21 protein-coding genes and 1 pseudogene are annotated in these 21,064 nt (G+C 68.2%); 10 read left to right on the forward strand and 12 right to left on the reverse strand.

The window, feature by feature from the left end:
- Window positions 1-17 precede the first annotated feature (17 nt).
- Entirely contained in the window at window positions 18-473 is a 456-nt protein-coding gene (locus tag OG474_RS09430) for a MaoC family dehydratase (protein ID WP_405061853.1), read from the forward strand.
- On the opposite strand, the gene efeB is transcribed toward OG474_RS09430, so the two are convergent.
- From efeB to OG474_RS09455, 5 genes are read right to left on the reverse strand one after another with little or no spacing between them, the layout of a single operon-like run.
- Entirely contained in the window at window positions 470-1,726 is a 1,257-nt protein-coding gene (gene efeB / locus OG474_RS09435; RefSeq protein ID WP_405061854.1) for an iron uptake transporter deferrochelatase/peroxidase subunit, read from the reverse strand. The genes OG474_RS09430 and efeB overlap by 4 nt on opposite strands.
- On the reverse strand, window positions 1,723-2,856 hold the full coding sequence (gene efeO, locus OG474_RS09440; RefSeq protein WP_405061855.1) for an iron uptake system protein EfeO: 1,134 nt from the start codon (window positions 2,854-2,856) through the stop codon (window positions 1,723-1,725). The genes efeB and efeO overlap by 4 nt, the downstream gene beginning before the upstream one ends.
- Window positions 2,834-3,676: an iron uptake transporter permease EfeU gene (gene efeU / locus OG474_RS09445; protein ID WP_405061856.1), complete on the reverse strand. Its 843-nt coding sequence runs from the start codon at window positions 3,674-3,676 to the stop codon at window positions 2,834-2,836. Before efeU ends, efeO begins: the two co-directional genes overlap by 23 nt.
- A gap of 45 nt (window positions 3,677-3,721) precedes the next feature.
- Entirely contained in the window at window positions 3,722-4,276 is a 555-nt protein-coding gene (thpR, locus tag OG474_RS09450; RefSeq protein WP_405061857.1) for an RNA 2',3'-cyclic phosphodiesterase, read from the reverse strand.
- Window positions 4,277-4,290: 14 nt separating this feature from the next.
- Window positions 4,291-4,629, reverse strand: a complete 339-nt coding sequence (locus OG474_RS09455) for a hypothetical protein (RefSeq protein ID WP_405061858.1) — start codon at window positions 4,627-4,629, stop codon at window positions 4,291-4,293.
- Between the two features lie 69 nt (window positions 4,630-4,698).
- On the opposite strand from OG474_RS09455, the gene OG474_RS09460 reads away from it, so the two are divergent.
- Window positions 4,699-6,135, forward strand: a complete 1,437-nt coding sequence (locus OG474_RS09460; protein ID WP_405061859.1) for an LLM class flavin-dependent oxidoreductase — start codon at window positions 4,699-4,701, stop codon at window positions 6,133-6,135.
- A 1,153-nt stretch (window positions 6,136-7,288) separates the two neighbouring features.
- Here OG474_RS09460 and OG474_RS09465 read toward each other — a convergent pair.
- The gene (locus tag OG474_RS09465) at window positions 7,289-8,689 is read right to left on the reverse strand and encodes a mycothione reductase (RefSeq protein ID WP_405061860.1); all 1,401 of its coding nucleotides are present in this window, start codon (window positions 8,687-8,689) and stop codon (window positions 7,289-7,291) included.
- Window positions 8,690-8,734: 45 nt separating this feature from the next.
- Between OG474_RS09465 and OG474_RS09470 the strand changes: the two genes are divergently transcribed.
- Window positions 8,735-9,475 carry a DUF4429 domain-containing protein gene (locus OG474_RS09470; protein ID WP_405061861.1) on the forward strand — a complete coding sequence of 247 codons (741 nt, stop codon included), beginning with the start codon at window positions 8,735-8,737 and terminating at the stop codon, window positions 9,473-9,475.
- Window positions 9,476-9,477: 2 nt separating this feature from the next.
- Entirely contained in the window at window positions 9,478-10,119 is a 642-nt protein-coding gene (locus OG474_RS09475; protein WP_405061862.1) for a DUF4429 domain-containing protein, read from the forward strand.
- On the opposite strand, the gene OG474_RS09480 is transcribed toward OG474_RS09475, so the two are convergent.
- Together OG474_RS09480 and OG474_RS09485 are read right to left on the reverse strand one after the other, a co-directional pair.
- Entirely contained in the window at window positions 10,116-11,432 is a 1,317-nt protein-coding gene (locus tag OG474_RS09480; protein WP_405061863.1) for an MFS transporter, read from the reverse strand. The two genes, OG474_RS09475 and OG474_RS09480, sit on opposite strands and share 4 nt — an antisense overlap.
- Entirely contained in the window at window positions 11,429-11,878 is a 450-nt protein-coding gene (locus OG474_RS09485) for a MarR family winged helix-turn-helix transcriptional regulator (protein ID WP_405061864.1), read from the reverse strand. Before OG474_RS09485 ends, OG474_RS09480 begins: the two co-directional genes overlap by 4 nt.
- A gap of 83 nt (window positions 11,879-11,961) precedes the next feature.
- Here OG474_RS09485 and OG474_RS09490 point away from each other — a divergent pair, with 83 nt between their 5' ends.
- The gene (locus OG474_RS09490; protein ID WP_405061865.1) at window positions 11,962-13,062 is read left to right on the forward strand and encodes a hypothetical protein; all 1,101 of its coding nucleotides are present in this window, start codon (window positions 11,962-11,964) and stop codon (window positions 13,060-13,062) included.
- Here the strand turns inward: OG474_RS09490 and OG474_RS09495 are convergent.
- Window positions 13,030-13,416, reverse strand: coding sequence for a Dabb family protein (locus OG474_RS09495; protein ID WP_405061866.1), 387 nt, complete (start codon window positions 13,414-13,416; stop codon window positions 13,030-13,032). The two genes, OG474_RS09490 and OG474_RS09495, sit on opposite strands and share 33 nt — an antisense overlap.
- 73 nt (window positions 13,417-13,489) lie before the next feature.
- On the opposite strand from OG474_RS09495, the gene OG474_RS09500 reads away from it, so the two are divergent.
- Window positions 13,490-14,116 carry a TetR/AcrR family transcriptional regulator gene (locus OG474_RS09500; RefSeq protein ID WP_405061867.1) on the forward strand — a complete coding sequence of 209 codons (627 nt, stop codon included), beginning with the start codon at window positions 13,490-13,492 and terminating at the stop codon, window positions 14,114-14,116.
- A gap of 6 nt (window positions 14,117-14,122) precedes the next feature.
- Here OG474_RS09500 and OG474_RS09505 read toward each other — a convergent pair whose 3' ends face one another.
- Window positions 14,123-15,592, reverse strand: coding sequence for an NCS2 family permease (locus tag OG474_RS09505; RefSeq protein ID WP_405061868.1), 1,470 nt, complete (start codon window positions 15,590-15,592; stop codon window positions 14,123-14,125).
- Window positions 15,593-15,672: 80 nt separating this feature from the next.
- On the opposite strand from OG474_RS09505, the gene OG474_RS09510 reads away from it, so the two are divergent.
- From OG474_RS09510 to OG474_RS09520, 3 genes and pseudogenes are all read left to right on the forward strand, one after another.
- Window positions 15,673-15,978, forward strand: a complete 306-nt coding sequence (locus tag OG474_RS09510; RefSeq protein ID WP_405061869.1) for a DUF2530 domain-containing protein — start codon at window positions 15,673-15,675, stop codon at window positions 15,976-15,978.
- A 106-nt stretch (window positions 15,979-16,084) separates the two neighbouring features.
- Window positions 16,085-16,267, forward strand: a pseudogene (locus OG474_RS09515) (WYL domain-containing protein); the annotation flags it as partial.
- A 40-nt stretch (window positions 16,268-16,307) separates the two neighbouring features.
- Window positions 16,308-17,144: an SDR family NAD(P)-dependent oxidoreductase gene (locus tag OG474_RS09520; RefSeq protein ID WP_405061870.1), complete on the forward strand. Its 837-nt coding sequence runs from the start codon at window positions 16,308-16,310 to the stop codon at window positions 17,142-17,144.
- Here OG474_RS09520 and OG474_RS09525 read toward each other — a convergent pair.
- Together OG474_RS09525 and OG474_RS09530 are read right to left on the reverse strand one after the other, a co-directional pair.
- Window positions 17,141-17,647 carry a MarR family winged helix-turn-helix transcriptional regulator gene (locus OG474_RS09525; protein WP_405061871.1) on the reverse strand — a complete coding sequence of 169 codons (507 nt, stop codon included), beginning with the start codon at window positions 17,645-17,647 and terminating at the stop codon, window positions 17,141-17,143. The genes OG474_RS09520 and OG474_RS09525 overlap by 4 nt on opposite strands.
- Before the next feature lie 283 nt (window positions 17,648-17,930).
- Window positions 17,931-18,833: a DUF3027 domain-containing protein gene (locus OG474_RS09530; RefSeq protein ID WP_405061872.1), complete on the reverse strand. Its 903-nt coding sequence runs from the start codon at window positions 18,831-18,833 to the stop codon at window positions 17,931-17,933.
- Window positions 18,834-18,917: 84 nt separating this feature from the next.
- Between OG474_RS09530 and OG474_RS09535 the strand changes: the two genes are divergently transcribed.
- On the forward strand, window positions 18,918-20,798 hold the full coding sequence (locus tag OG474_RS09535) for an MFS transporter (protein WP_405061873.1): 1,881 nt from the start codon (window positions 18,918-18,920) through the stop codon (window positions 20,796-20,798).
- The last annotated feature ends 266 nt before the right edge of the window (window positions 20,799-21,064 follow it).

The following is a 21,064-nucleotide window of genomic DNA, read 5'->3' on the forward strand; positions in this document are numbered from 1 at the left end:
ATCAGTATCTTGAACCTATGTACTTCGAGGACTACGTGGTGGGGACCCGGACCGAACACCCGGGCCGGGTCGTGGTCGGCCAGGGGGAGATCGTCGAGTTCGCTCGGCGATTCGACCCCCAGTCCTTCCACGTGGACCCCGTCGCGGCCACCGACGGGCCCTACCACGGCCTGATCGCCAGCGGCTGGCACACGGCCGGGCTGATGATGCGCCTGTACGCCGACCAGTACCTGTCCAAGGTGGCGAGCCTCGGCAGCCCGGGTGTCGACGAACTGCGCTGGCACCTGCCGGTCCGCCCGGGTGACATCCTGCGCCTGACCACCGAAGTACAGGAGGCCGACCGCTCCCGCTCCAAGCCGGATCGCGGCCTGGTCCGGACCCGCACCGAGCTCTACAACCAGGACAACACCCTGGTCTTCTCCTGCGTCGTCCTCAACCTGATCGGCGCCCGGGCCCAACCGGCGCGGCCCTAGGCGAAGAGCTTCTCGCCCCAGTACGAGCCAGGTGCGACACCACCGGGACATGCGAAGATGCCGGACCCGACGTGGTGGATGTACTCGTTCAGCGTGTCCGAGCGGGCGAGCTGCTTCTGGATCGGGATGAACTGCTTGCGCGGATCACGCTGGTAGGCAAGGAAGAACAGTCCGGCGTCCAACCGGCCCAGCCCGTCGGAGCCGTCGACGAAGTTGTAGCCGCGCCGCAGCAGCTCCGCGCCGCTGTTGAAGTCCGGGTGCGCGAGCCGGATATGCGAGTCCGCCGGCACCTTCGGCTCACCGTCGGAGCCCTTGGCAGCGAAGTCGATCGCGTCGAACTCCTCGGCCTTGCCCAGCGGCGCTCCGGTGCCCTTGCCGCGCCCGATGATCGTCTCCTGCTCACCGAGCGACGTCCGGTCCCAGATCTCGATGTTCATCCGGATCCGGCGTGACACCAGGTACGAACCGCCGCTCATCCACTCCGCGCCGTCACCGGGCTGGACCCAGACGTGCTGCTCGAGCTTGGCCGGATCCTCCGACTTCAGGTTGTTCGTGCCGTCCTTGAAGCCGAACAGGTTCCGCGGGGTGGTCTGCGCGCGCGACGTCGACGACGTCCGCCCGAAACCCAGCTGCGAGTAGCGAATCGCGACCCGGCCGAACCCGATCCGGGCCAGGTTGCGGATCGCGTGCACCGCGACCTGCGGATCGTCCGAACAAGCCTGTACGGCGATGTCGCCGCCCGAGCGGGCCGGGTCGATGTCGTCGCCGATGAAGTGCGGAAGGTCGACCAGCGCCGCCGGCCGCTTGCCGGCCAGCCCGAACCGCTTGTCGAACAGCGAAGCCCCGAACCCGATCGTCAATGTGAGCCTGGCCGGCGGCAGACCGACCGCCTCACCCGTGTCCTCCGGGGGAGCCTCGCCCGGTCCGTTCACAGCGCCGTACTGGCCGATGTCACGCCCGGCTGTGAGCAGCGCGGCCGCGGCCGTCCACTCCTTCAGCAGCGCAATCAGGTCTTCGCGCTTGGTCGTGGTCACATCGAACGCGGCGAAGTGCAGCCGATCCTGTACGGCGGTCGTGATGCCCGCCTGATGCGGTCCGTGGAACTCGACCGGCCCGTTGGTGTCGGCCGCCTGCGATTCCTCGCCGGACAACACCGAATGAGCGGCGTACCCGGCGACTCCGGTCGCGACGGCGGCACCCGCCGCGCCGAACAGGCCGCGGCGGGAGATGCCCTTGCTTTGTTCTGCTGTCATTTCTTGGCGATGACGCCGGCGACCTTGGAGACCGGCTCGGCCAGACCGTCGACGACCCGGCCCAGCTCCTTCTTCTCCGCCTCGGTCACGTTGTAGGGCTTGAAACCGTCGCCCTCGCGGTACTTGTCGACCGCCGCGAAGACGGCCTTGAAGTTGGTGTCCAGCGAGGTGACCAGGGCCGCGTCGCGGGCCTGCAGAGCCGGCCGGAGCGCCTGGATCGCGGCCTGCGACCCCTCGACGTTGGCCTGGAAGTCCCACAGGTCGGTGTGCGAGTAGCGGTCCTCCTCACCGGTGATCTTGCCGGTGGCAACCTCGTCCAGCAGCTCCTTGGCGCCGTTCGCGAGCTGCAGCGGGTTCAGCTTGACCGTCTTCGCCTTGGAGACAACGGTCTTCACGTCGACGAGCAGCTGGTCGGCGTACTTCTCCATACCGGCCGTGGTGTTCTTCTCCCACAGCGCCTGCTCGATCCGGTGGTACCCGGTCCACTCGGTGCCCGGCTCGACATCGTTGACCCGGGCATCGATCTTCGGGTCCAGGTCGCCGAACGACTCCGCGACCGGCTCGATCCGCTCCCAGTACGTGCGCGAGATCGGGAACAGCGTCTTCGCCTTCGCGACGTCACCGGCCTTGACCGCGTCGACGAACTCGGTGGTCTTCTGCTCCAGCGCGACCGCCTGCGAGTTCACGTAGCGCTGGTAGCTCTCGGTGGCCTGCTTGAGCAGGGTGTCCTCGTCCACCTGCGCGGGCGCGTCGCCGGCCACGGTCAGGTCGCCGCGGATCCCGTCGCCGACCATGCCCGGCTTGCAGACCGCCTTGTACTTCCCCGTCGGCAGCTCGACGATCAGGTCGCGCTTCAGGCCCGGGCCGATGTTCTCGACCTCACCCATCACGCGGTCGCCGTCGGCGTACACGTAGAACTCGGTGACCTTGCTCCCGCCGTTGGAGACCGAGAACGTGCTCGTCCCCGACTTCACGTCGCGGCGGCTCAGGTCGCACGCCTGGTCGGTCGCCTTGACGGTGACCGGGCCGGTGCCGTCGTCGGCCACCGGAGTGGCGTCCTTGGCGCAACCGGTCAGGGCAGCGAGGCCCACTACGACGACCGCAGCCTTACGAGTCTTGGACGGGAACATGCTTCTCCTGAACAGGTGATGAGGAAACCGGACGGAAGTAGAGCACCAGCACGGGCACCAGGTAGAGCACCCAGGCGATCGACTCGACAACGGTCGGCGCCGGGTTGAAGTTGAAGATGCCCTTGAGGAGTACGCCGTACCAGCTGTCCGGCGGGATGACGTGCGAGATGTCGAACGCCAGATGCTGCAGACCCGGGAGGATGTTGGCCTCCTGCAGGTCGTGGAAGCCGTAGGCGAAGATGCCGGCCGCGACCAGGATGAGGATCGCGCCCGTCCACTTGAAGAAGACCGCCAGGTTGATCTTCACCGCGCCCTTGTAGATCAGTACGCCCAGTACGACGGCCGTCGCGAGCCCGAGCAGTACGCCGGCGAACGGTGCCGCCGTGGTCGCGGTGGCGGCCGACGCGTACACGATGAAGGCGGTCTCGATGCTCTCCCGGAAGACCGCGAGGAAGGCCAGTGCCACGACGGCCTGCGGGCCGATCGCCAGCGCCTTCTCCATCCCGTCGCGCAGCTCCTTGGCGATGCTGCGCGCGGCCTTGCGCATCCAGAAGATCATCCAGGTGACGAAGCCGACCGCGACGATCGACATCACCCCGCCGACGGTCTCCTGGGTGGTGAAGGACTTGGCGGTCAGCGCGGTCACGAACTGCAGCAGCCCCCAGGCGGCGGCTGCCACGGCCAGTGCCGCGCCGACTCCGATCCAGACCAGTTTCAGCTGGTCCTTCCGCTTCGACCTGACCAGAAAGGTGGCGAGGATACTGACGACCAAGGAGGCCTCGAGACCCTCACGGAGTCCGATCAAGTAGTTCGCGAGCATGGCGGAAAGGATTCCCAACCTTAGGAGTGGCTAACCTTCCTGAGGTTAACCTAAGAAATCCCATTCGCCCACTGTGGCGTACGCCGCAGAACCTGTCCCAAGATGAGACTCGACCAGCCGCAAACTGCCCGCTGTCCACTCGGCGCCACTGTACGTGTCGAACACCCGCACCCAGCGTGTCACGTCCATCTCCCGACGGAACCGCGCCAGCGTCACATGCGGCACGAACTTCCGCCCATCCGGGGCAATCCCGGCCTTGCTCGCCGCCGCCCGCGTCGTCTTCGACAGATGCTGCAGCGCCTCGGTCTCGTCCCGGACCCCGGTGTACAGCACCCGCGCATCCGGTACGCCGGGAAACGCCCCGGCCCCGGCGAGTCGTACCGGGAACGGCTTCTGCCGCTTGGCGACCGCTTCCAGCCGCTCCGCCAGTTCATCGGTCTTCCAGTCCGGCACCTCACCCAGGAACGCCAAGGTGATGTGCCAGTGTTCGCCCGCGGACCATCGGATGTCGTCATCCGGATGTTCCCGCCGCGGTGCGACGAACTCGTTCAGATCCTCCACTACGTCTACCGGTGGCACTACGGCCACGAACAATCGCATTGGAGGAGTTTAGGTCAGCAGGTGATGGTCCCGCTGCGTCCGTCGCGGTACTTGTTGCCGGGCCGGCACGTCCAGGAGACGGACCCGACACCGCTCGCCCGCTGCATCCAGCCGGTATAGATGATCTGTTCGAGAATGTACGAGTAGTACTCCTCGATCTTCACCGGCATGGCTTGTGTCGGCTTGCCGGTGCAGAAGCGGGAGCCGGTTGCCCGGAGAGTTGTGCCCGATTTCGTGAAGCCGTACTCGGCCGGCTCACAAGGCCCGGCCGCTGCCGACGCGGGGGCAGCGGCGACGAGCAGTCCGCCGGTCATGGTCAGGGCCGCGATCATCGAGCGGGTTCGCAACGACATGGGTGCTCCTTCGTCGAGGTTGTCGTCGATCAGTACGCCGAATTCCGCGCGACCGGATCACACTGGAGCATGGACGAACGCAGACTGCCGTCGCCGTGTGTGGTGATCCTGGTCGGGGCCGGGGCCGCGGGGAAGTCGACGTGGGCGGCGGAGCGGTTCGCGGCTGAGCTGGTGGTGTCGAGTGATCGGCTGCGGGCGTTGGTGGGGGCCGGCGAGGACGATCTGGCCGCGAGTGCGGATGCGTTCGCACTGCTGGAGACGGTGGTCGAGCAGCGGATCGGGCGACGGCTGACGACGGTGATCGACACACTCGGTCTGGATCGTGCACGGCGGTTGCGGTGGCTGCAGTTGGCTCGCGCGGCTGGAATGCCTTGTGTGGCGGTGGGTTTCGATACGCCGGCCGCCGAGTGTCGCCGTCGGAACCGCCTGCGAGCGAAGCGGATTCCGGCCGATGTGCTCACCGGGCAGATCCGCGCTTGGGGTGCGGCACGTAGTGAGTTGCCCAATGACGGGTACGACGACGTGCTCCAGCCTGGCGTCGTGCGCGTCGTACCGGAGGCGTTTGTCGAGGCGTCCTCAGCGGTGGAGCGGCAGGCTGCGGCACCGACGGGATTGCGGTTCGGGTTGCAGCTGAGCAGCTATCGGGGTGGGCGGGCCGGGTTGGCGTCGTGGGTCCGGGAGGTGGCGACGAAGGCGGAGGCGGTCGGGTTCGACGCGATCTATGTCATGGATCACTTTCGGCAGATCCCGCAGGTCGGGCGGGCGTGGGACGACTTCCTGGAGAGCTGGACGACCCTCGGCTACCTGGCTGCCTGTACGACGCGAGTCCGGCTCGGGACGCTGGTCTCCGGGATCACGTACCGCAACGTGGCGCATCTCGGGAAGATCGCCGCGACCCTCGACGTACTGAGTGGTGGACGTGCGGTGTGCGGGGTTGGGCTCGCCTGGTTCGAGGCCGAGCACAAGGCCTACGGATGGCCGTTCCCGTCGGTGGGCGATCGCTACGCGCTGCTGGAAGATGCCTTGCAGCTGCTGCCGGTGTTGTGGGGGCCAGGCAACAAACCGTTCCAGGGTCGCGTGCTCGACGTACCGGACACGACTTGCTATCCACGGCCGCTGCAGGAGCGACTGCCTTTGCTCGTTGGCGGGAGCGGTCGGAGAACGTTGCGGTTGGCATCGAAGTACGCCGACGCGGTCAACGTGTTCGGAGATGTCGCGGCGGTGCGCGAGCGGGCGGCGTACGTGCGCTCACTGACGGATCGGCCGGTGGAGATCACCCACCTGTCGACAACGTTGATCGGCGATGACGCCGCGGTCGAACGGTTGCGGCCGCGCAACCAGAACCCGGCCAAGTACGCCGCCTCCGTCAACGCAGGAACAGTCGACGACCAAATCGGCCGCTTCCGCGAACTAGCCGAAGCCGGAGCCGCCGAGGTCATGCTCACTCTGCCTGACCTGGACACCCTGGACGAGGCCGGCCGAGTGATCGCAGCCTTCCGAGTCTGAGCAATCGGGGTCGCCGTCCGGAAGGACATGTAGTGGTCGGGTTTCGGCGGTCCCGGGAGCTCAGTTCCCGCCTGGGCTGGAGGCGGTTGACCGACTACCACATGTCCTTCGGTACGCCTTGGCACGGATCCCCCGCGGAGGACCTGCCGGGCGAGTGCGGAGGTGCCGAGCAGTCGAAGCACTCGGCCCACCCGGCGGGTCGGCGGGTCGGCGGGTCGGGGGCGTCGGGGGCGTCGGGGGCGTCGGGGGCGTCGGGGGCGTCGGGGGCGTCGGGGGCGTCGGGGTGATCATGCGCTGCGAGGCGGACTGAGGGCGCAGGCTCGCCCTGTCCACCCAACTCGGGTTCAGCAAGCCAAGTGCACGCGCCGAAGGAGCGGGCTTAGCGGCGGCGGCGAATGAGCAGTCGCCGCCTACTGCTGTTGGGAGGAAGCGAGCGGGAGGCCGGGGCGGGGGCTCGGGGCGGCCTACCGTACCGACGGACAGGTAGTAGTCACCTTCCGGCGGCGTCACGGCCTCGGCTCCCGCCTGGGCGGAAGACAGCAACCCGAGTACTACCTGTTCTTCGGTACGGCGCGGACATCGACCAACCCTGGGCCCGAAGGCGAGGAGCCACTCGGCGCGACCGTCCCACCCAACCCGGGCTCAGCAAGCCGCGTGCACGCGACCGTGCCCGGAGCGGGGCGAATGAGCGCTCGTTGTCTACTGCTGTTGGGAGGAAGTGGCGGCAGCCGCGTGGAAGGGCGGCGGGGCGCACGGGCGCAAGCACTCGACGAAGGAGCGTGCGTGCCCGGAGCTGAGGCTCGGGGCGGGGGCCGGGCACGCGGATAAGGGCTTGGGGTTGGGGTTGGGGTTGGGGCTGGGGCTGGGGCTGGGGCTGGGGGCGGCGCCGTGTGCCGGCGGACGTCCATCACCCAGTAACACGCGCATCCGACCACACGCCACGCCTGAGCCCTCCACAACCACAGTTACTGGGTGATGCAGGTCCGCCCTGGCGGCGCACTCCTCCACCCCCACACGGCGCCGGCAGCGCGAGATCGCAGGCGGTCTGCCGTAGGGAAGGACAGGTAGTAGTCGCCTTCCGGCGGGCCCCCGACCCCGCCTCCTGCCTGGGCGGAAGGCAGCTACCCGAGTACTACCTGTGCTTCGGTACGCCTTAGCTGGGTTTGAGGGGGAGGTTGAGGAGGGCGTTCTCGATGAGTTCGGGCATGGCGGGGTGGATCCAGTACTGGTTGCGGGCCATTTCGTAGGCGCCCAGGCCGAAGCTCATGGCTTGGATCAGGGGCTGGATCACCGTGGAGGCCTGGGGGCCCATGATGTGGGCTCCGATGAGTTGGCCGGTGGTCGGGTCGGCGAGGAGTTTGGCGAAGCCGGTGGTGTCTTCCATGGCCCAGCCGTAGGCGATGTCGGAGTACTTCTGGCGGCTGACGACGTACTCGATGCCTTGTTCCTCGGCTTGGGCTTCGGTCAGGCCGACCGAGGCGATCTGTGGTGAGGTGAAGACGGCGTGCGGGACGAAGCGGTGGTCCGACTTGATGCGGTTGTCGGGCTCGAGGAGGTTGTGCTTGACGACGCGGGCCTCGTGGTTCGCGACGTGCTTGAGCTGGTGCGGCGAGGTCAGGTCGCCGAGTGCGTAGATGCCGTCGACCGCGGTCTGCTGGTACTCGTCGACGACGACGCGGCCGTCGTGGTCGACCTCGACGCCGGTGGCCTGCGGGTTCAGCAGGTCGGCGTTCGGGGTGCGGCCGACGGCGACCAGGAGCTCGTCGACGATCAGTTCTTCCTTGCCGTCCGGGCACAGCATCCAGAGCCGGACCGAGCCGTCCTCACGCCGGGCCACGCGGATGGTTTCGTGCTGCAGCAGTACGTCGTACTTGCCGCGCGCGATCTCGGTGAAGTGCTCGGCGATCTCGGCGTCCTCACCGCGCAGCAGCACCTTGGAGCGGGCGATCAGCGTGACCTCGACCCCGAACGACGAGAAGACGTGCGCGAACTCGGCCGCGACGAAGCCCGACCCGAGGATCGCCATCCGGCGCGGCAGTTCGTCGAGCCGCATGATCGTGTCCGAGGTGTGGAAGCCGGTCTCCTCGATGCCCACGATCGGCGGGATCACCGGGCGGCTGCCGGCGGCGAGCACGAACCGGTCCGCGGTCACCATGCTCGTCTGCCCGTCGGTCCCCTCGACGGTCAGCTCCTTGGCGCCGGTGAAGCGACCCGTGCCGTCGTACACGGTGACGTTGGCGTTGTCCGGGTTGTGGTGCCGGTACTCCGAACCCGACGCCGAGATCGGGTCGATCCGGCCGAAGATCCGGTCCCGGACGTCCGGCCAGCGAACGCCGGTCAGCTCCTCGTCCACGCCGTACCGGGAACTGCCGGCGGGGGTGGCCGCGACGTCGGCGGTGTGCACGAACATCTTGGTCGGGATGCAGCCCTTGTTCAGGCAGGTGCCGCCGAAGACCCCGCGCTCGACGATCGCCACCTTCCAGTCCGCGAACCGGTGGTTCACGATCGAGTTGCCGGAGCCGGTGCCGATGACGACGAGATCGTAATGAGTCACACCCCATTATGTGTCTGACCCTCAAAACCGACAGGATGGTGGCTTGTGGAGGGCTTGAGTGGTGACGAACTGCGGGGACGGAACGCGACGCTGGTCTGGGACGGTCTGGGCACGGTCCAGCTCCGGTACGGCGGGTCCTGGCTCCGGCAGAAGAGTACGAAGACGTTCAAGGCGCTGAAGCAGCTCGGCCAGCGGACCGTCCCGGTCGAGGCGCTGACCGGGGTCGAGCTGGTGATGCCGGGCGGCACCGAGGACCCGACGATCCGGTTGATCCTGCGCGAACGCGCCGACCCGATCCTGGCCGTCGCCGGGGGCTCGCTGGACGAGCTGGTCGATCCGTACCGGTTCGACTTCGACAACAAGCAGTGGCTGCTCGCCGACTTCTACGCGCAGGAGATCCGCGAGTCGATCGCGCGGCATCAACTTCCGGCCGGGCCCGCCGAACACTGGCTGGTCGAGGCACCGGCGGCTCCGGAGAAGGTGAAGTTCCAGGACGTCAAGGCGCAGCTCGACGGCGATGTGCTCGTCCTCGACTACGGCTTCGCCGCGTCGGCGGCGAAGAAGGCTCACGGTGATCCGTGGCGGCTGCCGGTCGCCGACCTGCGGAACGTCGAGTGGGTGATGATTTCGGCGCAGCAGCGGGGCTACCTGCGGCTGACCACCACGCACACCCCCGCGGAGCGACCCGCGCCCGCGGATGATCCCGAGACGCTGTACACCGGGCCGCTGTCCGAGACCGACGCGCTGTTCCTCGGCGCCAAGCTGCTGTCTCTGATCAACTGGTGACCATGCGGCTGCAGACCGACCACGGCACGCTCGAGTGGGACGGGACGGGCACGATCCGCGTCCGGTACGACGGCCCGCTGGGCGAGCGGGTGATCCCGGTCGAAGCGCTGAGCGGCGTACGGGTGTCGGGAGCGCTCGACCTCGAACTGCGCGAGCATGCCGACCCGTTGCTGAGTGTCAGCGGCGGGTCGTACGGGTCGATCTACCACTTCGAGATCGACGATCTGGCGGCTGCTGAGCGGCTCGCGTCCGAGATCCGGATCGCTCGCGCGCGCCGCGCCGTACCGGAGACTGCTGCGACGGCCTGGCTGGTCGCGCCGCCGCTGGCAGCCGACGCGTTGGAGGGACGGGATGCCACGGTCGCGGTCGCGAACGGACTGCTGATGTTCGCGTACCCGCGGTCGGCGACGCGGCGGAAGAAGGCGGACGGCAATCCGCGGTCGATCTCGCTGGCCGACATCCTCGATGTCGAATGGCGGCCGCGGGAGGGCCGGCACGCCGGCTTCGTCCGGGTCGGCACCACCGGGACGCCGGTCGAGCGGCCGCGTCCGAAACATGATCCGGCCGCGGTGCGGGTCGCGGCCGAGGACGAGATCGAGGCGCTGTTCTTCGCCGCCCGGCTGCTGACCCGGATCCAGCCCTAGGCGGATTCTTTGGCAGTGGCAGCGACCGGTACGTCGACCACGGCCTTGTCGGCGAGCAGCTCGCTCTGCGGGAGGATCTCCAGGCGCGGGCGGGGCAGCAGGCGCGGACGGATCGAGATGCCGCGCCGGTGCGAGAAGTAGAGCACCGAACCGACCGCCCCGATCGCGGTCAGGCCACCGCCGACGATCAGTGAATAGCGCGCGCCGAGCTCCTGCCCGACGAACCCGATCAGCGGCGAGCCGATCGTCGTACCGCCCATCAGGACGGTCATGTAGAGCGCCATCACCCGGCCGCGCATGGTCGGCTCGATGCTGAGCTGCATGGTCGCGTTCGCCGTGGTGAGCATGGTCAGCGAGGCCAGGCCGACCAGCGGGAGGATCAGTGCGAAGGTCAGGTACGTCGGCATGACCGCGCTGACGACCTCGAGCAGACCGAACGCGATCGCGGCACCGATCACCATCCGCGCGCGGATCCGCACTCTGCGGGCGGCCAGCAGGGCACCGGACAGCGAACCGATCGCGAGGACCGAGCCGAGGATGCCGTACTCCCCCGCGCCCTTGTGGAAGGCCTCGGTCGCCATCAGCGCCGACGTGAGCTGGAAGTTCAGCCCGAACATGCCGGCGAAGGCGACCGTGACGAGGACCATCATCAGATCCGGCCGGCGCCACAGGTAGCGCATGCCGTCGCGGATCATGCCCTTGTCCCGGGCCGCGACCTTGGGGGTGTGCAGCTCGGCGGTGCGCATCAGGCGGAGCGACAGGATGACCGCGGCGTAGCTCAGGCCGTTGACGATGATGACCGGGCCGGTGCCGATCCAGTGGATCAGCAGGCCGGCCAGACCGGGGCCGATCAGGCGGGCAGCGTTGAAGGACGCCGAGTTCAGACCGACTGCGTTGGACAGGTCGTCCCGGCCGACCATCTCGACCACGAACGACTGCCGGGCCGGGGCGTCGAACGCCGTACCGATCCCGAAGAGGAATGCGATCACGAAGACGTGCCACGGCTCGACCAGGCCGGTGACCGTCAGGACGCCGAGTGTGAGCGCGGCGATGGCCATCCAGACCTGGGTGATCTGGAGCAGCTTGCGCTTGGGGAAACGGTCCGCGACCAGACCGGCATACGGGCCGATGAGGAGGGCGGGGGCGAACTGGAGGCCGGTGACGATGCCGAGCGCCGTACCGGAGTGGGTGAGCTCGAGGACCAGCCAGTCCTGCGCGACGCGCTGCATCCAGGTGCCGACGTTGGAGACGATCGCTCCCGTCGCATACAACCGGAAGTTGCGGACGCGGAAGGCGTGGAAGGTGGGGCTCACTTGGCCGCCAGCCGCTCGAGAACAGGTGCTGCCTTACGCAGGATGTCGCGCTCCTCAGGGGTCAGTTGCTTGAGCTTCGCGTGCAGCCACTCGTCGCGGCGCTTGCGGTTGGCAAGGATCAGCTCGTCGGCCTTGCCGGTCAGCTCGACGGTCACCTGACGCTTGTCGGTCGGGTGCGGGCGGCGGACCACCAGGCCCGCCTCCTCCATGTTCGAGATGATCCGCGTCATCGACGGCGGCTTGACCTGCTCATGGGCGGCCAGCTCACCGATCGTCATCAGCTCGTGCTTGGCCAGGGCGCCCAGGACGCCGAGCTGGTTCGCGGTCAGGTCGTGACCGGGCTCGCGCTGCCGCCGGATCTGCCGCGACAACCGCAACGTGGACGACCGCAGGGCACTCACGAGCCCCACGTCACTCTTCACCTGCTGTGCTACGACTTCCGGCATATTCCTTACCTTAACTCATTACCTTTGCTAACAATAACCTCGTTCCGCCCAGTGGTATTCCCGAGGCGCTAGAGTTCGCTGCCATGGGGACGCCTCGCGAGCTGGTGCGGTACGAGCAGCAGTTCCGGCGGGCCGGGCTGCCGCTGTTCATCGAGGACTTCTCGCCGACGCACGACATCTTCAACCGGGCCGCGCCACTGCTCACGCTGGTGTTCCTGGCCGAGATGATCGGCGCAACCTCACTGGGCTGGAGGCCGTGGAAGAACGTGCTGGCCGCCGGCCTGGCGCTGCTCGTGCTGATTGCTGCTTTCGGCATCCTGAACAAGCTGCGACGACGGCCGTTCTGGTCGTTGCCGACCCGCTTCGGTCTGCCTGAGCTGGCAGTCTTCGTGTTCCTGCCCGCGTTGCTGCCGGTCGTCACCGAGAACCAGTGGAAGCAGTTCTTCGGGATTGCCGTCGGCAACCTGTTGCTCATCGGCGCCGTGTACGTCGTGGTCGGGTACGGACTGATTGCGACGACGTACTGGAGTCTGCGCCGGATCGTCGGGGAGCTGGCGAACTCGCTGGCCAGTCTGGTCCGGGCGTTGCCACTACTGCTGGTGTTCTCACTGGTGCTGTTCATCAACACCGAGATGTGGCAGGTGTTCGCCGGCATGCCGGTCGCGTTCATCGTGCTGTCGGTGCTCGCGTTCACGCTGCTCAGCACGCTGTTCCTGATGGTGCGGCTGCCGAAGGAGCTGGACGCCATCGAGGACGACGTGAAGTCCGATCCGCCGCTACGACGGGTGCAGCGACTGAATCTGAGCGTCAACCTGGTGATCCGGCAATGGGTGCAGGCGCTGGTAGTGAGCACCGGGGTCGGCTTGTTCTTCGTTGCCTTCGGCATGATCTCGATCAACGCCGACATCTACGAGAAATGGGGCGTGCAGCCGGGGTCCTGGTCCGTCGAGCTGCCGTTGATGGGCCACGACCTGCTGCTCACCGCGAGCCTGGTGAAGGTTGCCATCGGCATCGCCAACTTCACCGGGCTCTACTACTCGATCGCGCTGCTCACCGATTCGTCGTACCGGGAAGAGTTTCTGGACAACGTCAGCGCCGAGCTGCGAGATCTCTTCACAGCTCGGGCCGACTACCTCGAACTACGTCGCGAGCTACTCACCGAACAGCCTGGCGACCTCCTGTGACCAGGCCGGAAACTTCTCCTGCTTGGCCGCGACCTCGGCGTACATGGCCTGACTGATCGCCGGATCATCATCAGCGAACCGGACCGCGCTCATCTTCGCCAGTTTGCCCAGGATCAGCTCGTCGCCGGCCAGGTGCACCGGATCCCAGGTGTAGCGCCGGAACGCCTCGAGGTCCGGGATCGCGGACAGATAGGCGTGCGTGAACCCCTCGGCCGGATCCCCCAGGTCCGCGCCGACGACGCCGAACGCAGACGACTCCAGCGACGCGGTACGACGCATCGCCGCAAGCACCTCGGCCTGCTCCTCGTCCGACACGCCGTCCTTGAACCGGAAGCGCAGCAGGTTGACGAACATGAACCCTCCTCGCGTCGATTGCACTGACCAGTGCAATTTAACGCACTTGGCGGTTCATCGCTAGGCTGATCCGGTGACGGCGACCAGAGGACGGATCGACAAGCGGCAGGCGATCCTCGACGCGGCCTTCACCGTGTTCGCCCAGGAGGGATACCGGCCGGCAAGTGTGGACGCCGTCGCCGCGGCGGCGGGTGTCGCCAAGCACACGATCTACAACCACTTCGGCGACAAGGAGAGTCTGTTCCGCGCGACGATCGCCGCGCTCGCCGAAGACGCGTTCGCGCGGAATCTCGCCGCAGTGGATCTGCTGCGGCTGCCGGCCGGCTCGGACGATCTCGCCGACGTTCTCGGCAAGGTCGCGCTGCGGCTGGCCGAGTGCTACTGCGATGAGCGGTCGCGCGCCTGCCGACGGCTGCTGCAGGCCGAGATCCAGAACCTTCCGGACCTGCAGGACATCGTCCGCGAGCGCGCGGCCGACAAGGTGAACGAGGCCTTGGCCGACCGGTTCGCGCGGCTCGCGCTCGCCGGGCATCTGCGGCTCGCCGACCCGGCGGTCGCGGCCGAGCAGTTCGGCGCGCTGTTGACCGCCCCACTGGAGACGCGGTCGCGGCTCGGGAGCCGCGAGGTGCCTGCGGCGGAACTGGCCGAGGTCACGCAGAACGCCGTACAGACGTTTCTGCGTGCCTTCGGCAACAACTGATCGGAGCTACTTGGTCAGCCAGTCGGACAGCGGGCCGATCGCGAAGTAGATGACGAACAGCGCGCTGACGATCCACATCAGCGGGTGCACCTGACGGGCCTTGCCGCGGACCGACTTCAGGACGACGTACGAGACGAAGCCGGCGCCGATACCGGCCGAGATCGAATACGTGAACGGCATCAGGATGATGGTCAGGAACGCCGGGAACGCGACCTCGATGTCGTCGAAGTCGATCCCCTTCACCTGGGTCATCATCAGGAACCCGACCAGGATCAGCGCCGGGGTCGCCGCCTCGTAGGGCACCAGGGTGACCAGCGGCGCGACCACCATCGAGATCAGGAAGCAGATCCCGGTCACCACGCTGGCCAGACCGGTCCGAGCACCTTCACCGACACCGGACGCCGATTCGATGTACGACGTGTTGCTGGAGACCGACGCTGCGCCACCAGCGGCCGCGGCAACGCTGTCCACGATGAGGATGCGCTGCGAGTTCGGCGGGTTGCCGTCCTTGTCCAGCAGCCCGGCCTCGGCGCCGATCGCGGTCATCGTGCCCATCGTGTCGAAGAAGTCGGCCAGCATCAGCGTGAAGATCAGCAGCAGCGCGGAGATCAGGCCGACCGCTTTGAACGAGCCGAACAGGTTGAACTCGCCGACCAGATCGAAGTTCGGCCTGGTGAACACCTGGTCGGGAAGCTTCGGGACACTCAGTCCCCATCCCGGGTGTTCCGGGGTGCCCTTGCCTACCTTCGTCACGGCCTCGATCACGATCGCAAGGACCGTCGCGGTGATGATGCCGATCAGTATCGCGCCCTTCACCTTGCGCGCGTACAGGGTGATGATCAGCAACAACCCGAAGACGAACACGAGGACCGGCCAGCCTTTGAGGTTGCCGCCGACACCGAGCGAGACCGGGGGCACCCCGCCCTTGACGGGCCGCACGAAACCTGCGTCGACGACGCCGATAAACGCGATGAAAAGGCCGATGCCGACACTGATCGCGACCTTCAGCTGCACCGGCACAGCTTCGAAGACAGCCTTGCGGAAGCCGGTCAGCACCAGGATCAGGATGATCAGACCCTCGAGCACCACCAGGCCCATCGCGTCGGCCCAGGTCATCTTGCCCGCCACACTGAACGCGATAAACGCGTTCAGCCCGAGCCCGCTCGCGAGGGCCAGTGGGAAGTTCGCGACCAGACCCATCAGGATCGTCACGACCCCCGCAACCAACGCGGTCGCCACCGCCACCTTGGCGATCGCCGCCCCCGCGTCCAGCCCACCACCGATGAGCTGACCGGTGCTGTCCTCACCCGAACTGAGGATCAGCGGATTCAGCACCACGATGTAGGCCATCGTGAAGAAGGTGACCAGTCCGCCCCGGATCTCCCGGCCGAACGTGGACCCCCGTTCGCTGATCTTGAAGAACGAGTCGAAGGGATTCGATCCGGAGCGGGCCGATGTGTCCTGGAGCGAGCTCATGACGGAATGGTGCCAGGTCGGACCCGCTGGTTGCGAGCACTAACACCAAGCCTTTCGGGCAGGGCGTCTATGGTGGTGCCGTGACGGAGGAGCAGCCCGCGCCCAAGAAGCGCACCGACCCCACCAGCCAGCTCGCCCGCGGCGAGCTGGTGCACGCCGAGGTGAAGCCCCTCGACCTGTCCGGGATCCCCACCGTCATCGTGGGCATCGTCCTGTGGGCGGTCGCCTTCGTCGTGCTCCTCTTCTTCCGCAGCACGCTCGAGCGCGACGGCCTCGAGTGGTGGATCTGGGTCGCCGCCGCCGGTTTCGGCCTCGGCTGGATCGGCCTGTGGTACTGCCACCGCCGCTGGGGCAAGATCAAGGCCGGCGAGCCGGTCCGCGACTAGGACATCGCCTGGATGACGGCGTACGAGTCCAGGTAGTCGCGCCAGTGGGTGATCCGGCGGTTCTCGATCGTGATGATCGAGACGTAGTGGTTCTCGAAGGTGCGGCCGTTGGCCAGGACCTTGGCGCGTGAGGCGTCACTCGCCCGACGGTTCGATCAGGATCGGCGGCACCGATGTGGACGAGCTCGTGCGGTATCTGCTCGGCCTCGGGGTCCAGCTGCAGGTCGTCTCGCCGCCTTCGGTTCGGGACGCGTTCCGGTCGCACCTGCGTGCGCTACTGGAGAGCTGATCTTCAAATACTGTCGGTGGGGACAGTTTATGATGTCTGCATGGACACTAAAACGTGGTTGATCACCGGCGGTACGCCGGGTGGGTTCGGGTTGACGTTCGCGACCGCCGTGCTGGCTCGGGGCGAACGAGTGGCGATCACATCGCGCCGGCCGGCCGAGCTGGCGGAGTGGGCGGCGCCGTACGGGGAGCGCGTGCTGGTGCTGGAGGTGGACGTGACGGACGAGGGGCAGGTGCGTGCTGCGGTGGCGGCCGCGGAGGAGCGGTTCGGTGGGATCGACGTACTGGTGAACAACGCCGGGCGCGGGTGGTACGGGTCGATCGAGGGGATGCCTTCGGCGGATGTGCGGCGGTCGTTGGAACTCAACTTCTTTGCGGTGCTCACGGTCACGCGGGCCGTGCTGCCGCAGATGCGTGCCCGGGGCAACGGTTGGATCGTGAACATGTCGTCGGTCGCGGGGCTGCGCGGGATCAACGGGTTCGGGTACTACTCGGCGGCGAAGTTCGCGCTCGAGGGGGTGACCGAGGTGCTGCGGGAGGAGGTGGCCGAGTTCGGGATCAAGGTGCTGGCGGTTGAGCCGGGTGCGTTCCGGACCCGCGCTTATGCGGGGTTCGCGGACGAGCCGCTGCGGGAGACGGTCGACGCCTACCTTCCGCAGCTGGACGCCGTACGGAAGGCGATGATCGATCAGGACGGCAACCAGCCGGGCGATCCGGTCCGCGGAGTTGACGCCGTACTGCGGGCGATGGAGTTGGAGTCGCCGCCGCATCGACTGGTGCTCGGCAGCGGCGGTTTCGACGCGGCGGTCGGCACCCTGGAGGCTAACCTCGCCGACATCCGGTCCGGCGAAGCACTGTCGCGAGGTGCGGACTTCTAGTCCGTACGGCGATTGAGGCCGTCGCGGCGCATGTCCTCGGCAGCCGCGATCGCGTCGGTGGTGAAGCGTTTGGTGAGCTCGGTGTACCGGGCGACGTCGCGGGACGACCACCGGGCCAGCACCTGCGCGATCATGTCGTCGCCGAGGTCGTAGATGTGCCGGGCGGCCGCCGTACCCGCAGCCGTCAACGTGATCCGCGTGGACCGGGTGTCGTCCGGATCGGTTGTGCGCTCGACCAGCCCGCCGGCCTCCAGGCGCTTGACGATCTTGCTGACGTTCGAGGCGCCGGTCCCCATCGCCTGCGCCAGCTCGCCCGCCCGCATCGGCTGCCCCGCGACCAGATGCCGCAATGCCTGATGGGCCGGCTGATCGATCGGCTCGCCGCTCGAGGTCAGGATCTCCCGCTGCAGACCGGGCGACTCCCACAACAGGATCAACGCGCTCAGGCTGGCCAGCAACTCCGACCGGTACGGAAAGTCCCCGGCCTCCCGCAACTCACCCATCCCCGCACCCTACCGAGCCCGTCGGTAAGAACAGGTACACGTCGCCTCTCCAGCTCGCCCCCGCGCCTGCCGGTCATCCCGGCAGCCCCTACCTCATGTCCTTCCCGACATCGGCGGCCTAGGAACAGGACATAGCCGTATGCGTAGCCGCTGCCGCCCGCGTGGAGGTGATGGGCGAGCGCCGGTCGTGGACGTATACGTCCTGTCGTTGCGACGGTCGCTGGGCAGCGAATAGCCCCCGGCCGGTGTGCGGGCGGGGGCTTGGCTGGGGTGTACCCCGGGGTCAGGACTCGGTGATCTCGGTGACCTCGTCGTCGGAGGTGACCTCGTCGTCGGAGGTGACCTCGTCGTCGGAGGTGGGTTCGGCGGCGGCTTCGAGCTCGGTGTGGACGGCGTCGGCCTCGGCGGCCTCGTCGTCGGTGGCGAGCTCCATGGAGTCGTAGCCGGTGGTGTCGAAGGCGTGGTCGGCGATCGGCGGCTCGGCCAGGTCGATGACGGCGTCGGAGTGGGCGCCGCAGCCGTAGTCGAAGGCGACGACGCGGCCTTCGCCGGGGGCCATCTCGTTGGCGCAGACGCCGAAGGAGCGGCCGAGGCTGTCGCCGAGGCGGATCCAGTAGCCGCAGCCGTTGCACTTGTAGGGAACGGCCTGCGCGATCGCGGCGGTCGGGCCGAAGTCGCCGGCCGCCCACCGCTCGGCGGCGTCGTCGCGACCGAGCACCGAGAGAACGCGCTCGCGGCCGAGGCCGAGCTCCTCGACGACCTCGAGGACATCCTCGGGGGCACCGGTCTCGGTGAAGCCGGGCTCCAGACGCGGATCGTCGGCCGGCGTCGGGAACAGGTCGCCGGGACGCAGGTCACCAGGCTGGACGCGGTCGGACCACGGCACCCAGGTGGGCGCGACGATCGCCTCGTCGCCGGGGAGCATGACGACCTCGTTGACGGTGACCGTCTTCGCACGCGAGGCGCGGGTCAGCGTGACCGCCCAGCGCCAGCCCCGATATCCCGGGTGCGCGGAGGCGAAGTAGTGCGTGACGAGGCGCTCGCCCTCGACGTTGTGACCGAGGTACTCACCGATCTGCGCGGCCCCGGCCTCGTCGATCGCGGCCTCACGAGCAGGTTCCACCGCCGCGACACAGACCGCGTCGGCCTTGGCGCGCACAGCTTCCGGAGTTCTGAGGGCAGTCACGGTCGCCTATTCTCGCATGCCCTGCGCACTGCCACGAACGCGCCGTGACTGCGGTCTGTCCCTCGCAGGAGGCAGGATGGAGACATGCAGACGCCAGACCCCGCCGACCCCCGGCCGACACCCTCCGGCACTCCGCCGTCCGGTGCCGCTCGAGACGGCCGTACGCCGCCCGCCGGCGACGCGGGCGGATCCGGGCACGCACGCCCTACGGGGGCCGGTAGCTCGGGGGCCAAGAAGTCTGCCGGTGAGCGGGTCGGAGCGGCTCGGGAGCGGCTGGGGACGGCGGGGCGGAAGTTCGGCCGAGCCTCGAAGGTCGGGGCGACCGGTGTCGCGGCAGCGTCCAAGAAGACGGCGAGTGTCGGCGGGAATGTCGGCCGCTGGACCGGTCGACGGATCAGCGGGCTGACCGGCGCGCAGGGCGCTCGGGAGTCCGGGTTGCAGCGGCTGATCGAGCTGGGCGCGGTGAACGCGGCCGGTGACACAGCCTTCGCGGTCTCGCTCGCCGGGACGGTGTTCTTCACCGTGCCGAGCGACCAGGCCCGGGACCGGGTCGCGCTGTTCCTACTGCTGACGATGGCGCCGTTCGCGCTGATGGCTCCGCTGATCGGGCCGATCCTGGACCGCTTCCGGCACGGCCGGCGGTGGGCGATCGGGGCGACGCTCGGTGCCCGCGGGTTCCTGGTCTGGGGTCTCGCCGGGTCGATCACGGACAGCAGTTCGGTCTGGCTGTATCCGGCGGCCCTCGGCTGCTTGGTCGCCTCCAAGGCATACGGGGTGACGCGCGCATCCGCCGTACCGCGGCTGCTTCCCAAAGAGATCACCCTCGTCACCGCCAACTCGCGGATCTCCCTGGCCGGTGTCGCGGGCGCGACGGTCGGCGCCGGGATCGCGGGTGCGTTCGCGGCGATCGGTCCGCAGTGGTCGCTGCGCTGGGCCGCGCTCGTGTATCTGGTCGGTCTCATCCTCGCGATCCGGCTGCCGGCCGCGGTCGACTCACCGGCCGGCGAGGAAGTCACCGGTACGGCGGGGCGCGAGATGCGACGGAAGGCGATCACCGAGGCGGTCGCGCGCGGGATCCGCTGCAACCTGGGGCTCCGGTTCGTCTCCGGCTTCCTCACCATGTATCTCGCGTTCCTGCTCCGCGACCAGCCGCTCGCCGGCATCAACGGCACGGTCGCGGCCGGTGCGGTGGTCGCCGCGGCCGGCATCGGCAACAGCCTCGGGACCTTGGCCGGTTCGTTGCTCAAGGCCCGAAAACCCGAGACCGTCGTACTGGTCGTGCTGCTCGCCGACGCCGCGATCGCGGTCCTGGTGGCGGTGTTCTACGGGTTCCCGCTGCTGATCGCGCTCGGCCTGGTCGCGGGCTCGTGCAGCTCGCTCGGCAAGCTGTCGCTGGACGCGATGATCCAGCGGGACGTTCCCGAATCCGTCCGTACGTCGGTGTTCGCGCGCTCGGAGACGGTGCTGCAACTGTCCTGGGTGATCGGCGGCGGGTTCGGCATCGTGCTGCCGCTCATCCCGCGCCTCGGCTTCGGCTTCCTCGCCGCGGTCCTGCTGGTCGCCGTCTTCCTGGTCCTGCGCATGAAACCGTCCGGTATCCCTGGTGTCGGCGGCCGGTCGCGCAAAACGGGCGCACCCAGCGGACCGTCGCGCTCCTCGCAGGCACCCGCCGCCAAGCGTTCCCCGGAGCCCGACCCTCCGACCAGTACGACGCGGACCATCCTCACCACGAGCATCGCCGAGCAACGCGCCCACCGAACTCAGCACCCCGACGAACCCGTCAACGAACCGACCATCGAAGTACCGACCACCGGCCAACCCCCGCAGCCCGTCGGCCAGTGGTGGAGCGGTCAGCCCGAGGACGACGCCGACGACACCCTCGAAGACCAGGCCCCCGGCTCCAACGACCCCACCGTCGAAAACCACCGCCGCCCCCACGACCCGCCCCGCCGCCCACCCCGCTGACCCGCGGAAGCTCGGCCGAAGACAACACCCCGGGCCCGGAGACAAGGCACGCCCTGTCCCCGGCCCCCACTTCTTGTCTCACGCCACCACTTGTGGCGCGACCCAGCCAACCGCGGCCCGAGACAGCCACCGGCGGCCGGAGACCTGTGGTGCCGCGTCCCCCGCCCCCATTCCCTGTCTCCGGCCACAACTGGTGGCGCGGGCCCACCAGCCAGGGCAGGAGACAACCAACGAGGGCCGGAGACCTGTGGCACTCGGTCTCAGGC

This window comes from Kribbella sp. NBC_01505, assembly GCF_045040285.1.
GTDB lineage: Bacteria > Actinomycetota > Actinomycetes > Propionibacteriales > Kribbellaceae > Kribbella.